This window comes from Bacillus sp. D386 (assembly GCF_006346415.1).
In genome coordinates, this window is sequence record NZ_VEMV01000001.1 from 134195 (window position 1) to 150562 (window position 16368).

Annotated in this window: 13 protein-coding genes; 2 read left to right on the top strand and 11 right to left on the bottom strand. The window is 35.3% G+C overall.

Annotated features, from left to right (window positions below; all coding sequences use genetic code 11):
• Nucleotides 1–390: 390 nt before the first annotated feature.
• The 3 genes from pssA to coaA form a co-directional block, all read right to left on the bottom strand.
• Nucleotides 391–1140: a CDP-diacylglycerol--serine O-phosphatidyltransferase gene (gene pssA / locus FHY45_RS00655; RefSeq protein WP_139891152.1), complete on the bottom strand. Its 750-nt coding sequence runs from the start codon at nt 1138–1140 to the stop codon at nt 391–393.
• Nucleotides 1141–1347: 207 nt separating this feature from the next.
• A complete protein-coding gene (gene maa / locus FHY45_RS00660) occupies nt 1348–1911 on the bottom strand; it encodes a maltose O-acetyltransferase (protein WP_139891153.1) in 564 nt (187 codons plus the stop codon).
• Between the two features lie 30 nt (nt 1912–1941).
• On the bottom strand, nt 1942–2877 hold the full coding sequence (gene coaA, locus FHY45_RS00665) for a type I pantothenate kinase (RefSeq protein WP_139891154.1): 936 nt from the start codon (nt 2875–2877) through the stop codon (nt 1942–1944).
• Between the two features lie 162 nt (nt 2878–3039).
• Here coaA and FHY45_RS00670 point away from each other — a divergent pair, with 162 nt between their 5' ends.
• Nucleotides 3040–3984 carry an ATP-grasp domain-containing protein gene (locus FHY45_RS00670; RefSeq protein WP_066099910.1) on the top strand — a complete coding sequence of 315 codons (945 nt, stop codon included), beginning with the start codon at nt 3040–3042 and terminating at the stop codon, nt 3982–3984.
• Between the two features lie 225 nt (nt 3985–4209).
• On the opposite strand, the gene FHY45_RS00675 is transcribed toward FHY45_RS00670, so the two are convergent.
• Together FHY45_RS00675 and FHY45_RS00680 are read right to left on the bottom strand one after the other, a co-directional pair.
• Nucleotides 4210–6516 (bottom strand): SEL1-like repeat protein, encoded by a 2307-nt coding sequence (locus tag FHY45_RS00675; protein ID WP_139891155.1) that lies wholly within the window; start codon nt 6514–6516, stop codon nt 4210–4212.
• A gap of 37 nt (nt 6517–6553) precedes the next feature.
• Nucleotides 6554–8305, bottom strand: a complete 1752-nt coding sequence (locus FHY45_RS00680; RefSeq protein ID WP_066099917.1) for an Hsp70 family protein — start codon at nt 8303–8305, stop codon at nt 6554–6556.
• A gap of 388 nt (nt 8306–8693) precedes the next feature.
• Between FHY45_RS00680 and FHY45_RS00685 the strand changes: the two genes are divergently transcribed.
• Entirely contained in the window at nt 8694–8951 is a 258-nt protein-coding gene (locus FHY45_RS00685; protein ID WP_139891156.1) for a hypothetical protein, read from the top strand.
• Nucleotides 8952–9064: 113 nt separating this feature from the next.
• Here the strand turns inward: FHY45_RS00685 and FHY45_RS00690 are convergent, their stop codons facing one another.
• From FHY45_RS00690 to pxpB, 6 genes are all read right to left on the bottom strand, one after another.
• The gene (locus tag FHY45_RS00690; protein WP_139891157.1) at nt 9065–10345 is read right to left on the bottom strand and encodes an ADP-ribosylglycohydrolase family protein; all 1281 of its coding nucleotides are present in this window, start codon (nt 10343–10345) and stop codon (nt 9065–9067) included.
• A gap of 530 nt (nt 10346–10875) precedes the next feature.
• On the bottom strand, nt 10876–11730 hold the full coding sequence (locus FHY45_RS00695; RefSeq protein ID WP_066099925.1) for a malate synthase: 855 nt from the start codon (nt 11728–11730) through the stop codon (nt 10876–10878).
• Nucleotides 11731–12474: 744 nt separating this feature from the next.
• Nucleotides 12475–13665, bottom strand: coding sequence for an NRAMP family divalent metal transporter (locus FHY45_RS00700; RefSeq protein WP_066099928.1), 1191 nt, complete (start codon nt 13663–13665; stop codon nt 12475–12477).
• A 77-nt stretch (nt 13666–13742) separates the two neighbouring features.
• A complete protein-coding gene (locus FHY45_RS00705) occupies nt 13743–14522 on the bottom strand; it encodes a LamB/YcsF family protein (RefSeq protein ID WP_066099931.1) in 780 nt (259 codons plus the stop codon).
• The gene (locus tag FHY45_RS00710) at nt 14515–15492 is read right to left on the bottom strand and encodes a 5-oxoprolinase subunit C family protein (protein WP_066099934.1); all 978 of its coding nucleotides are present in this window, start codon (nt 15490–15492) and stop codon (nt 14515–14517) included. The genes FHY45_RS00705 and FHY45_RS00710 overlap by 8 nt, the downstream gene beginning before the upstream one ends.
• Entirely contained in the window at nt 15486–16202 is a 717-nt protein-coding gene (gene pxpB, locus FHY45_RS00715; RefSeq protein WP_139891158.1) for a 5-oxoprolinase subunit PxpB, read from the bottom strand. Before pxpB ends, FHY45_RS00710 begins: the two co-directional genes overlap by 7 nt.
• Nucleotides 16203–16368 lie beyond the last annotated feature (166 nt).

A 16368-nucleotide genomic window follows, 5' to 3' on the forward strand; every position in this document is an offset into this window, starting at 1 on the left:
AAAATACCCACCTTCACTTATGCTGTCAAACAATCAATTTCATTTACTTAGGATAATAGCTAGAAATAGTTGCAGGATAGCTTATCTCGGATGTCTTAATTTTCAGACTCCATATCTAAATCTGAATCCTACCCTTTCTTTCCGATTGTTACATAGGATTCTTCCCCAGCTATCCATTTCTCAAAAATTAACCATAAATAAACACCCCAAAAGTCAGATTCGAAATCCAACATTTGGGGTGTGAAAAAACTCGGAGAATCATAACACGTTTGAATCAATCCACAAGTACTCTTAAAGATATGAGTCCTCTTATTCGTGGTAAACCTGAATGCCTTTTCCCCGTCATAGAAACCAAAAAGGAATATAAGGTGCAGTAGACTCAATAGGTCATTATTTCTTTTTCATTCCTTTTTTAATTTTCTTTTTTCTGACCCGAATCGTTCTCATTTTTTTAAGGCGAAACTTAGGTGTCTTACCTTTAATGTATCGGGCAATGATAAAGATAATATAAATAGCAATGGCAACATAGAAAAATTCAGGAACACTTTTAAATCCTGACTTTGCAATAAGATAAAACATATACAATAGGAATAAAGTTATAATGACCGTATAATAATTTAATTTTACCTTTTTGAAGCTTGGGATTTTAATGGTACTGACCATCAAGATTGCCAAACTAAAGAATATAATGACAAATACGCTGACATGAATCCAGTTTTCAAATAGTACTAAAAAGGCAACAAGTCCCCCTGCAAATGTAATTGGGATTCCTTTAAAATGCTTTAATGATTCCTCAGTAGGCGTAATATTAAATCTTGCAAGTCGATAACATCCAAAAAGCGGGAACAAACCGGCAATCAAAAGACCATATTGTTCAAAATCGTATAAATATGTATAAGATGCTAAAAAGGCAGGCGCGACCCCAAATGATACAATATCAGCCAATGAATCAAGCTGTTTTCCCATATCATCGGCTACCCTTAAAATTCTTGCCATTCTTCCATCCAGCGCATCAAGCATCAATGCAATAAAAATGAGTATAGTCGCATTTCGCACATCCCCGCTGATAATGTAAGAAATGGACAGATAACCACAATAAAGATTTCCTAAAGTCAATAAATTTGGTATATGTTTCTTCATTCTTCACATCCTCAATTTTGTTCGTACTTCATTTGAAGTTATAAGTGCTATTATATCTTAAACTATTAATTAAATTTTATCAAAAGTACCCATATAATGTAATCAAAATAATCTCATTTTAACAATAAGTTCATTTATCAATGGAATAATAGCACCAAGGAATATTATTCTTCCTACACAACTCATTATGTAAATGGGAATAGAATCTTATTCTTTATCAATTCGTTTTATAATGCGGGCTGGGTTACCGCCAACAACCACATCATCTGGAATATCTTTCGTTACAACAACTCCTGATGCTACCACTACATTGTTACCAATTGTAACACCTGGATTAATAACCGCCCGACCACCAATCCATACATTGTCACCAATTGTGACCGGCTTTCCATATTCTTTACCGGAATTTCGTTCATCAGGGTTGAGCGGGTGTGTAGCAGTATAAATATGAACACCAGGTGCAAGCATACAATTTTGACCAATTCGCACTTCGCATGTATCTAAGATAACACAATCAAAATTAGCATAAAAGTTTTCACCAACATGAATATTGTACCCATAATCACACCGAAAAGTCGGTTCAATATAGCAATTTTTTTCGGTTGAACCGAATAACTCTTTTAATAAAGCGGTTCGTTCTGCATAATCAGTTTCTATCGTCTGATTATATAGTCTCGTAAGCTTCCTGGCACGGAGACGGTCATGGACGAGCTCTTCATCTAGTGGCCTATATAATTCTCCATTAATCATTTTCTGTTTCTCAGTTGCCATAGTTCACCTGCTCCCTATGAGTACATCCTTTTAAATCTTTCTCAATTTCACCGAGGAAATAGAATGATCTGAGTCCTTCTTAAGAATAATGTTCGCTCTCGTTTTAGTTGGAGCAATATTTAAGTCCAAGTTGATTTTATTAATGGTGTTCCAAATATTTGTTGCAATTTCGTCTGCTTCTTCATCCGTCAAATCGGCATAACGATGGAAATAAGACGCCGGATTGGCGAAAGCGGTTTTACGAAGCGTTTTAAAACGTTCAACATACCAATTATAAATATTATTTTCAGTGGCATCGACATAGATGGAGATGTCGAAGAAGTCTGATACGTAAACACTTGGAAAATGATCATCCTGTTTAGGAGTTTGCAGAACATTAATTCCTTCCACGATGACGATATCCGGTTGTTGGATGACGGTATATTGGTTAGGCATTATATCATAATATAGATGCGAATATATAGGTGCCTTCACTTTTGGATGACCAGCTTTAATTCTAGATAAAACCTTGATTAATTCCTTCGTATTATAACTCTCAGGAAAGCCCTTTTTGTCCATTATTCCTCGTTCCTCCAGCACAGCATTAGGATAGAGGAATCCATCGGTTGTGATAATTTCTACCTGTGGAGTATTTGGCCATCGGGATAAAAGAGCCTGAATAATACGGGCTGTTGTACTTTTCCCTACAGCCACACTTCCTGCTACACCAATAACATATGGCACTTTTCTTGTGGTATTCCCAAAGAATGTGTCCGTGACCGTGTGCAGCATTTGTGATGAGTTCACATATAAATTTAATAAACGGGTTAACGGCAGATAAATAGTCGTAATTTCCTCAACAGAAAGCTTTTCATTAACACCTTGAAGTTCTTCTATTTCCGATTGAGTCAATGTCATTGGCGTATTAAATCGCAAGTTAGCCCAGTCTTTTTTTGAAAAATATCTGTATGGCGAAAAATTTGGCATGGTATCTCCCTTTTAATCTCTTTCTCAATCAACAGTATAAACTTTGCCAAACGGTTTTTCCACTGCAATAATTATTTTTCCTAAATTTCAACATTTGACCCAATTCCAAGTTAAATGGTATGATTTTCATAAATTGACGAAAACTAGAGGGAGATTTTCCTAATGACACATATACATATCATTCATGAAAATGATGACTGGACCAATCATTTAATTAATAGAATGGAAGAATTAAACCTTCCATACAAAAACTGGCATTTAGCTGAGGGCTTAGTCGATTTGACGGATACACCGCCAGATGGTATTTTTTACAACCGTATGAGTGCGTCATCCCACACACGCGGACACCGTTATGCACCTGAACTTGCTAGCGGAGTAATCAACTGGCTCGAACGTCATAATCGAAAAGTATTTAACGGTTCAAAGGCTTTAGGAATGGAAATCAGCAAAATCAATCAATATACAGCTCTTCAAGCTTCAGGTATCAAAACTCCTGCCACGATTGCAGCTGTCGGTCGGAGTAATATCATTTCTGCCGCTAAAAAACTTGGAATGACACCTTTTATTACTAAACACAACAGAGCTGGAAAAGGTCTTGGTGTGCAGCTATTTCAATCTGTAGAAGCCCTAGAGGAATACGTAAACAGCCCTCTTTTTGAAGAGCCAGTAGATGGGATCACACTCATACAGCAATATATCCTCTCTCCTGATTCTTCAATAACCCGTTGTGAATTTATTGGAGGAAAATTTCTTTATGCTGTTCGTGTGGATACATCAAAAGGTTTTGAATTATGTCCTGCCGATGCCTGCCAAATAGAGGATTTATTTTGCCCAGTTGGAGAACAAGAGGATATATCTCCGCAATTTAAAATTATTAAGGATTTCAATGATCCTATTATTGCGAAATACGAAGAATTTCTTACCTCAGCAAGTATTGACATTGCCGGAATTGAGTTTATCCGTGATCAGGATGGAATGATTTACACATATGATATCAATACAAATACAAACTATAATTCCGACGCCGAAGCTGAGGCAGGCCTATATGGAATGCTTGAGCTCGCAAAATTTTTGGGAGCCGAATTAGATAAAGCAAATAGGTCTTAATCTAGCCTGTAGTTTTAATATTCTTTACCTATAATCTTAAAGAACGAAAGACCTCCAATTGTTTTTACAATTGGAGGTCTGTTAATTATATAATGAAATTTTTTTCATATAGAGCTAACTATACCATTACCAATTAGATGGTATTAAAGTTAATTTAACGTATTATTTATTGAATCATTTCTTGTATTAATTAGCAAAACGACTAACCCAAGGTCAAAAAATAATTTATGGGTTCTTTGTCTCTATAAAAAGAGAGGTAAACGCGACTTGCAGCAATGTAGTAGCTATTGGCAAGTCCCCGTTATTTTCAGCCACTAATGCACAAGTTAATGAACCGTACAACAATAACACCGCAAATACATATACGGTTAACTTTCCATTAAATAACCGATTAATTATTTTTGTAGTATTAATTATTGATACGATTATCAACAAAAAAATACTTATTCCAATATACTTTAATACACTAAACTCTGTTAATACGTTTTCTGCAGACCACTGGATAGCATAATAGATACCTGATGCGAATAAATAAGTTTTTACTCCGTCAAAAATGATTGTTTTAACATTGACCTTAATTGCGTCATTTGGACTATGAACTTCCTTAATAATATATAGAGGAAACAACACTATTAAATATATTCCCACAGAAACCCAGTTTACTCCATAATTTAATAGGAGGGATAAAAATTCCGGGATTTCTCCAACGTCTGCTTCAGTTAACCAAGGTTTAATTAACCCCTCCGTGTAAAACAACAAGAAACAAACACATCCAAACAATAATATCGCTATGGTTAATATCCGCTTTTTATTTAAATATATATATTGTACAATCTTTGCCTGAAGTGTCCTTATATTATCAAACTTGATTAGTTGATTTAACCATGATGGATTTATATAGAAATACAAGCTTGTAAAGATCATCCATGCAAATAATATCCCAAAATAGATTAATACATTAGCTATATTAAAATCAGTTGGAAGAACTTCTTGTAAATAATACAAAGATACTAAACACAATAAAATATAAGAACCTGAAGTTATCCCAATCATTATAATTGGTCTATAAGTAATCTCTCGCTCTATTTTTCTTATTCTTCCTTTAGCCGTTTCATCACTTACTTTGTTGTAATGAACCAGTGCTTTTTTATAATTCTTAGTAGTGCCTTTCCCTTTATAATAACAGTCACCTAAATCTAAATGAGCTTGATTGTAAAAATCATTCGAAGCATGCAAATTATTGACAAATTCCTTTAAATGACTAAAACCAACTTGTTCATTTTTTACGCAACCCTCTCCACTGAAACACATCTGACTTATCCGATACAACGAATTTTTATTATTTCCTTTTTTAGAATTGTTTTTATTTATCGCCTCTTCATGTAATTTTATTGCCCTATTCAGATCCCTAGGAAGGCTATCTGTACCTGTATAATATAATTCAGCTAATTCATACAGTGCATAACTGTGATCAATAATATTAGATTCTTTAAAATGCTCAAAAGCTTTATCAAACTCTTTATTTTTTAATGCCTCACGACCACAATGATACTCATAATCTTTTATAGAAAGAACTTTTTGCAATGTTTGTTGAGTATCTTCCTCTCCAAAATCCTTATGCCCGACATTGGCGATATAATAATCCGTAACAGGAGAAATACCTTTAATGCCAAAATACTTGTGGTTTTTTAATAAAAACAAGATGAATTTTTTTTCATCGATACCTTCTTCTTTTACTTTCTCCAATAAAATATCTTTGAAATAAATGGTAGTAATATCCTTATCTTTTATATTCAGTAATAATTGGATAAACATTGAATATTTTAGAAAATGTTTATATTCCTCATAGTGATCTTTGAAATCATTTGTTAAGAACACTTCTTTTTCAAACTTTTTCAGGATATCCTTCTTATTAATATATTTTTTATAACTACTATCATTTGGGTGCTCATCATATATTTTTTGTAAATCATCTTGTTTTTGCTTGATTTTATTTTTGACTGTTTCATAGTTTGCTTTTTCATCAAATCCAAAAGCAGTAAATAAATTCACTTCTCCTAACTGTTTCAATTCATTTTCATAAATGGCTAGCTTATTAAGTAGATTCATTGATATGGCTTCATCTGGTCTTTCTTTAGCTTTAAATATCTCTTTGACTATTTTTTCAATTTCCGATTCATCTAGATATTGATGGTATTGTTTCTTTAAAGCTTCAAGATCCATATCCTCTTCATTAGATTCGATTAATCTAGTTTTTAGTTCCGATTGCTTCTCCTCTTTAATTTTCAAGTAATACCGTTGTCGTTCTGTCGGATTTTTTAAAATATCAAATTCATGTGCTTTCAATCTCTTTAAATTTTCAGACGCTTCATCGCTTTTCTTACCTAAATGTTTTAGCTTTAATTGCTTCCATCTGTTTTCCGTTTCTAAAAAAGCTTTATTTATTTGCTCTTCATACTCAGAAGTAGGATTTAATATCAGCGACTCATCCACTTTAAGTTTAAACAAATCAAAATAATTATCATTCGTCATATCAATCACCACATTCCAAGGTTGTATGATTTTCTTCTTAATTGAATGATTGGTGTTTATTACGTTCTATAGCTCGTTTTGTTTCCTCAGTGGATAAAGAGTTCGAAACATCAAAAGTACCATTATACATACTATTTGTTTCTTTATGAAAGGCACTAACTTCCAATAAACCAGCACTATTCATGCGAAGTGTGATCTCAATAGGTGTTCCCTTCGGCATGCTATTTGGAAACTCAAGTATTCCTGATCCAATTTTATTACCTTCTTCAAGTTCAGCCTTTGCACTCATAGTAAATGATTCATATACGTCAATATCCACTCCAACTTGCCCTTCATCCATCGTATAAAACATCAGGGTTTGTTTTTGTGGAAGTTCATCATTTCTTTTTATAAAATTAAAGATTACTAGTTTATCTCTGGAAGAGCTTTCATAGGCTGCTGTTCCGTATGTTCTTGGAGAAACATTTGTAAAAATCATGCCACGCGATTCTTGCTTTTGAACCATATGTCTTGGCAGTACATCTTCATACTGTTTGATTATGCTTTCATTTCCCTCCTGAATCGCTTCTTTCACAAAATCATAATCTTGCTCGCCAACTGATTTTTTTACCAATTGCCAGTCTTCTTCACTGAATTCCACATAATCATTGCTTGCACAAATGGCCGCTCCCTTTGCAACAGCCTCATCCAAGTCTGCTTCTTTTGCTTTAATACCATATTTACTCTGAATTAATTTTGATACTTGAGGCATTTTGGAAGAACCCCCGACTAATAATATGTCGGTAAGTTCTTCATGAAGATATTTATTTATTTCTTCATTCGTTATAGCTTCAATATCTTTTCCATATTTTTTCGCTGCAGCAATTTTCAAACATTTATCTGTATAACTAATACTTCTTTCTAATAGATCCTTCGTTTTTTCATCAAATTCGTTGCGTGTCATCGTAAAGTTTATTCGTCCTGAATCACCAATAATCATAATTGGTGCTGATTCTCTGTTGCTCAGAGTTATTTTAGTTTGTTCCGCCTTTAAAAATAACTCCTGTAAGATATCCAGGTTTTCTCTAGGGTCTTCACCCTTTTCTTCTATATATTTTTCAGCAAAATATTGAACAAGTGCATCATCCCAATCTTTCCCGCCTAATGTATGACTACCATCTGTACAAATAACTCGCGGAATACCATCGTGGACTTCAATAATCGTAACGTCAAATGTACCTCCGCCTAAATCATAAACCATAACGGTTTGTTCTTTACCCTTATTAACATGAGCATAATTTAATGCTGCAGCTGTAGGCTCTGGGATAATATTCATTACATTTAAACCTGCAATCTTGCCTGCAGCCTTAGTTGCCTCTCTTTCAGCCATACCAAAATAGGCAGGACAGGTAATCACCACATCCTTAATATCTGGATTTCCATCACTTAATTTCCCTATTTTCCTTAGCTCAGCATTAGCATCCTTGACTATTTTCGTAAGAATCTTTGCCGAAATCTCTTGTGGAGACATACTTATTCCATGAATTGTTCTCATAATTGGCGCCTTTGTTTCATCGTCTATTTTCCCCATATCACGCTTAATAAAGGCTACCGTATTATCCGGTTCAGATACCAAGCTTTGTTTTGCTACTTCTCCTACTACAATATTTTCCTGTGATTCAAAATAAACAACAGATGGTGTTGTAGCATTGCCTTCTGCATTTTTTAATACAATTGGATTTTGGTTTTCATCGATATACGCCACACATGAAAAAGTTGTTCCCAAGTCAATTCCTAGTCCTTTGACCATTTGCCCTCTCTCCTTCACATTAGCTTGTTTTCGATTTTATAAGTCTATTTCTCTTAATAAGAGCATTTATTCTATATTAATATAATTTCTCTAAATTCTTATAATTAAACGTTAATTCAAGTTATTTAACGATTTTTTATACCTGATTGGTTGGTCAGATTAAAGTTTGTAATTATATAAAAGATAAAAAGTGAATTAACAGCTACGGTATCAAATATCGTATATTAATTTTTATAACGAATAAAAACACAAAGGCTTTACTGCCATTGTGCTCTTAGAATAATGGTTCAAACTTATGTATATGTTGTAATCAAGCACTTGAATTTGTTTATCCATCAAGCAACACTTATAATAAACCTGATTCTATACAAATAAAGGAGTTTCTATCGTGATTGAATTTTACAGCTGGCCCTTATTAAAAAATTATTTAATAACAGAATACGATTTTCAGGAGCACGGACTTGAAGAAGCATTCAGCACATTCGAAAGAAAGGTAATTTTAAAGCATGGATTAACAACTAGTGCTCAGCCTGCCACTTTTCCTTTTAATTGGTTAACAGAAGATGGAGTGGATGTGACACTTAACTTTGCCTTTATCTTTGATGAAGAGGAAGAAGAAAAAAAGTATGCGATTGTTATGTATTGATACATATACGTGAGGATTACGCCCAGATGATTATTTAAAATACTCTGGATATAATCCTTTATTAATTACACAATATTGGTACTTAACATTCTTCTTTCCGGATACTCACCAGTTTAACAAATTCCATTAATACCAGTAGAATTATTCTCATCAATCGTTTTCAACCTTTTTAGCCACTTCACCATGCATCCATTCTCAAAAAAGCTTAGCAGAACCCCCTCGCTGAATCGCTCCGCTCGAGTGGCACCCATAATGAGTGCAAGGATACATTGGGCATCGAGAGAATCCTCATCCGCATTACGCATTGCTTCCTGATTCCATTTAAGACCATTCCTCTCCAAAATATCACTGTAACTGGTCAAATTGTATTCCGGATGGGATTCAGAAAAGTGATAGAATTCCTTAACAAATAAATTTATAAGCTTTTTATACATGACATATGGCATTTGGATGGATTGCCCTAGTGTTTCATTATACTCTCGATCTATAAACCATTCACCAAAGGAATCCGTATCACAAATTTTAGGTATATATTTTGTTAGTACTGTGAACTTACCAGAGTGATGTTCGTTCTTATAAAGACACCAGTCATCGTAAATAGACTGCAGTTCATCATCCAAATAGGTTAATACCTTTTCCTTCAGGGTTTCAGGTACTCCGTAATACGCTTCCGCTATAGCGCCGGTAATGGCTGCCAGAGTATCACTATCTCCACCAATCGAAATGGCATTACGAATTGCATCTTCAAAGGACGTTGATTCTAAAAAAGCAACAATCGCTTGCGGAACGGTCTCTTGGCATATCTCATTAAACACGTATGTGTCTCGGATTTGATCAATTGAGAAATCTAAATGATAGTAATCACAATTAATCCTATTTTTAATTTCATTTTTGGTTAACCCCTGCCTTGCCATAAATATAGCTACTGTGGTAGCCTCAGCACCCTTTATTCCCTCTTCATGATTATGGGTTGTTCTGGTAACAATCTTAGATAAATCCCTTGCTTCGTTCTCGGTTCTTGCTAAAAATCCTACAGGACTTATTCGCATTGCTGCCCCGTTTCCAAAACTGTTATAAGGTTCGGGATTCTCACTGAAGACCCATTTCGCAAACATCCCACCAAATCCACAATTCGGATATTTACGCCCCAATTCTTGCATATATGTAATCGACATATTCTCAAGAAGTGTCTCGTACTCACCGTCATAATCCCCTGCAGTGATAGAAGAGTGAATAGACCCTTCTGTCTCCATAAAAGCTTTAGCAATCGCAAGAGTCATAATGCTGTCGTCCGTTACTCGGCACTCTTCGGTAAACAACTCAAATTCCTTGCTACGATGATTATTAAATTCAAAACGAGATCCAACAACATCACCTATAATCGCACCAATCATAAATAATCCCTCTCTCTCATTACTCAACTCACTATTTCAAGGCTTAAAAAACGAAAGGAAATTTAGACAGACAACTGTAACAACCTTTAAGTCATTAGCATTACCTTGGTAATAAAAAATCAAATTTCTAATGTTCCAGCTTCTCTTACTGAGGTTTCATTGTTCACGAAAACAAATATAGTTTGCCAAAGAGCTATTCAAATTTTTAAATATATCTACACTTCAGTAACCACTCACAGTATAAAATTAATTATATATACGTCTCCACCAATATTTTAATATAACATCAAGTGGTTCATATACCTATAAATCAAAAATCAGATTTTTAATTTCACTTTTTCACACGGCATAAAAAAAACCCTAATCTCCGCTCAGAGATTAGGGTACTTTCATTCGAATTAAAACTGTTTCAATCTGTGTCATTCACTCAACCTAGAGTATACTATATGTGTGTACACATGATCCTGTTGGTTTTAATGACATATGCTCGCTATTTTTTATTCGTTTTCAACTAATCTTTAGACTAGCGTCTAAGTACGCATTATAGCGCCATTAGGCTTTGGTATATCTTGTTCCATGATCTGATTCATTTTACAAAAATGATTAAAGAATTGCTGTGCAAGTTCTCGTTCATTCGGGTCACTTTTCAACGAAATGATAGCAAGTAAAATTTGAGCCATCCATAAATTATCGAAATAACGGTATTTACCTGTATTCCATGTCATTTTTTCTGGATTTTTCTCATTTACATAATATTCCCAGAAAGCCAACTGATCTGATTCCTCTTCTGTAAGTTGGATTCTGTATTTTGAATGAGCAGGAATAATTCCATCTTCACACATCTTTCCGACAAAATTTTCATGCACCATATAGACACCTAAGATACGTCTGTCTTTTTCAGACATATTGGAATCGACTGCAGTTAACAGGACAGCGCTATTTTGATGTAAACGGACTGGCTTGTTCGGATTTCCTTTGTTTTTACCGCTTTTTATTACACCCGAAAAAACCTTCCACTCTGAAAGAGAACTATTCTGTTCTTCTGTGTCACACCAAAAAACCATTTGTGATTCAGGATGTAGCTTATGATGCTTCATAAGTTTTTCGTGTTCTACGCGAAGTTCCTGTTTTTTTCGTTGTAGTTTTTTTTCTTCTTCCTTTTTCCATTCTTCCTCTTTTAGTTCATCTTCCTTTTTTTGTATAATTTCTTCGAGTGACTTAGCATCACTTTTATCATGTAGTTTTAGATGCTCTCCAAAAACATCAGGGTAAACAAACATTTTATTTTCCGATTCGAAATTTATTTCAATTTTAGACTCATTATGCCCAACTATACTACCCGTTCCAAAACGTTTGTGTGTAACTTTCTTATTGATTAGATTCATTATTAAAGTCCTCCTTGTATATAAAAACTCGTTTACTAATAAAGTGAAACTTTGCTCGGTGAAGGTTTTCTTTCATCCCCTCCCGAGCATTCGTTGAACCAATCGGGTTCTTACCGACGCTTATCTCCGCCTTAACCGTGATTGCTTCTGCTTACGTTTGAAGGCGGAGTCTTAGCACCAGTTTGAACGGGATAAATAGTTTATTGAAAATTTTATTCAACTAACTTACTTTAAAGCTTAAAAAACATCTGAATTTTCCTTCGTTTTATAAAAGTATATAAAAAAAAACGTATGCAAATTCTATCTGTAAAGAAAAGTCCAGCGGAATTTGAAATACGATAAAAAACAACTGTAAAACTATTATACCATTTTTTTGATATTTTTACAAATTAATTATTGACAAAACATTTTGTGTTGATGTAGAATGAAATTTTATTCCACGCACTTACGTATAATAACCATAAATTTAAGGTGTATAAAAAGGCGCAAAACTCTAAGGAAATCCGCTTAAATCACCGCTGATAAACAGGGGTGAATATAATATACAATAAGTTGATTCCTTTCCTGGAAAATTAACCGATGAATGAATCCGTGCCACGAACCATATATGCGGAACATTACATAAAAAGACCCTGATTTTCACAAAGATTATATGAACGAAATTAGGGTTTTGATTAAAATCTAGATGTTATAACTTCTCAATGGATTAAATGATATTGAGACTCATTAATCAAAGATTATTTACTAAAACAATTGTGACAAACCATTAATGAGTGAATAACCTCCCATTATCGCCATACCAATAACGATAACTACACCAAAAACAGTAAGCCATAAAGGCTGTTTATAGTCTCCTACTATTTTCTTCTTATAGGCTGCTATTAGCATAACACCAAGAGCCACAGGAAGAATCAAACCATTTAATGCCCCCACCAGCACGAGAATCTGTACAGGCTGGCCAATTGTCGCGAACACTGCCGTTGAAATAACGATAAAAGCTATGACAAACCATTTTTGATAACGATCAACAAAACTACTAAAGGTTTTGATAAAGGAAACCGATGTATATGCTGCACCTATAACTGAAGTAATGGCAGCAGCCCACATTATGACCCCAAACATTTTATATCCTACATTCCCTGCAGCTTGCTTAAAGACAGAGGCTGCCGGATTACCGGCATCCAAAACAAACCCCTGTGAAACCACTCCCAATACTGCTAAAAACAAAAATATTCGCATGATGGATGCAATGCCAATGGCACTAACCGCACTCTTAGTAACTTGAGGTAAATTTTGTTTTCCAGTCAACCCGGCATCAATTAATCTGTGCCCACCCGCAAAAGTTATATAACCACCGACTGTTCCTCCAACCAATGTGACAATCGCCAGCAGATTAATCTCATCAGGCCACACTGTATGTACAAGAGCTTTGGCATAGGGAGGATTAGCTGTGAACATTACATAAACAGTAAGAAAAATCATAATAAAGCCCATAATTTGTACAAACCGATCCATTACTTTACCAGCCTCACGAACTAAGAATATTCCTACCGCAACTAATCCACTTAAAAGCGCACCCCATTTTGCATCGACCCCAGTGATTACATTGATACCGAGTCCTGCCCCCGCAATATTCCCAATATTAAATGCTAATCCCCCTAATACAATTAAAGTAGCTAAAAAATAACCTAATCCCGGTAGTAATTCATTCGCTATATCCTGCGCCCTCTTTTCTGATACAGCTATAATTCTCCAAATATTCACCTGTGCCCCAATATCTATAATAATGGATATCAAAATAACAAAGCCCATACTCGCCAATAGCTGTTCAGTAAATACAGACGTTTGTGTTAAAAATCCTGGGCCGATCGCTGATGTGGCCATTAAAAAGGCAGCCCCTACTAAAATACTCAAATGCGATTCTTTCTTTTTCATACGACTCCCCCATCCAGCTTTGGCTCATTAGTTAGAATAACAACCAGCTGTATTCAAATGTCTTCCAAAGAGATTTTTTATATCAATTCATTTATGAAACGATCTATTTTTTGAATTTCGATATCTTCTCTTTTTAATGTTTCTGAGATTTGCTTTGCAAATTCCAACGCGTTTTCTCCATCTCCATGAATACAGACTGTATCTGCTTTTATCGTTATCACCTCATCCTGAACGGAAGTAACCCTCTGCTCTTTCACCATACGAACAACTTGATGAATGGCTTTTGTTGGATCTTTAATCAATGCATTGGCTTCCGTTCTGGAGGTTAATGTTCCATCCGCCTGATAAGTGCGGTCTGAAAAAACCTCACTGGCAGCACGTAAACCAATACGTTTGGCCGCCTTCACCAATTCTCCACCGGATAATCCAAATAAAATCAATTCAGGATCGACATCATATACCGCTTCCGAAATGGCTTCGGACAGAGCAACATCCTTTGCCGCCATATTAAATAAAGCTCCGTGCGGTTTTACGTGCTGTAGCTTGCCTCCCTCTGCCTTTGTAAACGCATATAATGCACCGATTTGATAGATTACCAGATCATAGGCTTCCTCAGGACTAACCCTCATTTCCCTGCGCCCAAAACCTATTAAATCCTGAAAACCCGGATGTGCTCCTATTCCAACTCCCTTCGAAAGCGCTAACCGTACTGTTTTCTTCATTGTCGATGGATCGCCTGCATGAAAACCACAGGCTATATTAGCTGAAGATACATAATTTAGTATCTCTTCATCTCGCCCCAATCGATACTGCCCAAAGCTTTCTCCCATATCGCAATTAATGTCAATCTTATACATATTGTTTTCCCTTATTAAATTTCATCCCAATTCCCCTTTTTAAAATTTTCAGTTGTTTTTCTTGATTAATATAAAGCTGCTGCGCCTCATCCAATGTGACGAATTCAAATTGCAAAGAATCACCCGGTTTTGCCTGGGCAACAACTGGCAAATCAACCGAAATAACTTCTGCTATTTTTGGATAGCCGCCGATCGTCTGACTATCAGCCATCAATATAATTGGTTTCCCATTTGCAGGAACCTGTATCGTCCCAAAAGTGACGGCTTCTGAAATAATCTCTTTCTGCTTAAAAAGTTCAAGCGAGACTCCATCAAGACGATAACCCATTCTATCTGATTGAGGAGATATTTTATAAGATTGCTTAGAAAAGGCATCTATACTCCTTTTTGTAAATTCTTCAAAATGCCTGCCCTTTAAAACCCTTACCTTTTTACGGCCTTCTGGCTCTATATGCAACAAGTCCGAAGCAAACCACTTCGTGCTAATTACATCCCTCTCAAGTTTTAAAGGACCAGCCCCTAAGTGATCGCCCTTTTGCAAAGGTCTCCCTTTGAATCCCCCTATTTGTGCACGTAAATAAGTGGAATAGCTCCCCATCACTTTTGGAATCTTTATGCCCCCGCGTATTGCTAAATAGGCACGGCATCCTGTCTTAGGCTGGCCGAATGTCAGAACATCCCCTTTTTGAATGTGAATAGGACTTGCCATTTGCATTGGCCTGCCATTTAAAGAAGGGGATAAGTTTCCTCCGCACAAAGAAACTATCGTATTCTCTAAAAATCGTATAGTTGGACCATAGAGGGTCATTTCAATCGTCGGTTCATTTTCATGATTCTGGACCAACAGATTTGCCATTCTATGAGATAACGGATCCATTGCTCCGCCTGTGATAATCCCATATTTTTTAAATCCATACCTTCCTAAATCCTGAATGGAGGTTAACAAACCCGATTTTTCAATTATTAACATTGCCGTTCCCCCTCCAGACTGACATACTCTTCATGGCTAATTGGTTTAAATTGAACCCGGTCCCCAGCTTGCAATAAAGTGGGTGACGAATCAGTTGGATTAAATAATTTCAGAGGAGTTCTGCCAATCAACTGCCAACCTCCTGGTGTTTCAATTGGATAAATTCCTGTTTGTTCACCAGCAATTCCTACCGTTCCCGGGGGTATATTTTGTCTTGGCGATTTTCTTCTTGGTGCTGAAATTTCCTTAGACATTCCTCCAATATAGGGGAATCCAGGTGCAAAACCAAGCATGTATATAAGATAATCACCACTTGAATGAATCTCAATAACTTCCTGTTCAGTTAAATAATTATATTTAGCCACATATACTAGATCCGGACCGTATTCTCCGCCATAGCAAATTGGAATTTTCACTCTTCTTTGTTCGTTTTTAATTGATGGTTGAAGACGGTCTAGCAATCTTTTTAATTCACTAGTGATTATTTCATATGGTAGCCGACTTTCCTGAAATGCTCGATAAACATATTCAGGAGAATAAAATAAGGTAAGTGTTGTATACGCGGGAACCACCTCAATCAGCCACTCAGGTTGCTCACTTTCCAATATGTTGCTTATCTTTCGGACAGAGTTATAGGTCTCTTCATCTATCTCTTTGCCAAATTCAATTAAAATTGCTCGGTCTCCAAGTGGATGTAACGAATAATTCAACTACCATCCCTCACCTTCCATCCCATTCAAGAGAAATATGTAATGTTTTGTAGAAATAATAAAAATATCCAGATATTCCATTATTATACTTTAATTGTTTGAATTATTAAAATATTTAAATTATCACCATTTATAATTTACTCCATTCGTTATCGTTGTAATTATC

Bases quoted from the DNA above. Each gene is read 5' to 3' on its own strand.
- pssA (WP_139891152.1), bottom strand. From the start codon at position 1,140: ATGAAGAAACATATACCAAATTTATTGACTTTAGGAAATCTTTATTGT.
- maa (WP_139891153.1), bottom strand. From the start codon at position 1,911: ATGGCAACTGAGAAACAGAAAATGATTAATGGAGAATTATATAGGCCA.
- coaA (WP_139891154.1), bottom strand. From the start codon at position 2,877: ATGCCAAATTTTTCGCCATACAGATATTTTTCAAAAAAAGACTGGGCT.
- FHY45_RS00670 (WP_066099910.1), top strand. From the start codon at position 3,040: ATGACACATATACATATCATTCATGAAAATGATGACTGGACCAATCAT.
- FHY45_RS00675 (WP_139891155.1), bottom strand. From the start codon at position 6,516: ATGACGAATGATAATTATTTTGATTTGTTTAAACTTAAAGTGGATGAG.
- FHY45_RS00680 (WP_066099917.1), bottom strand. From the start codon at position 8,305: ATGGTCAAAGGACTAGGAATTGACTTGGGAACAACTTTTTCATGTGTG.
- FHY45_RS00690 (WP_139891157.1), bottom strand. From the start codon at position 10,345: ATGATTGGTGCGATTATAGGTGATGTTGTTGGATCTCGTTTTGAATTT.
- FHY45_RS00695 (WP_066099925.1), bottom strand. From the start codon at position 11,730: ATGAATCTAATCAATAAGAAAGTTACACACAAACGTTTTGGAACGGGT.
- FHY45_RS00700 (WP_066099928.1), bottom strand. From the start codon at position 13,665: ATGAAAAAGAAAGAATCGCATTTGAGTATTTTAGTAGGGGCTGCCTTT.
- FHY45_RS00705 (WP_066099931.1), bottom strand. From the start codon at position 14,522: ATGTATAAGATTGACATTAATTGCGATATGGGAGAAAGCTTTGGGCAG.
- FHY45_RS00710 (WP_066099934.1), bottom strand. From the start codon at position 15,492: ATGTTAATAATTGAAAAATCGGGTTTGTTAACCTCCATTCAGGATTTA.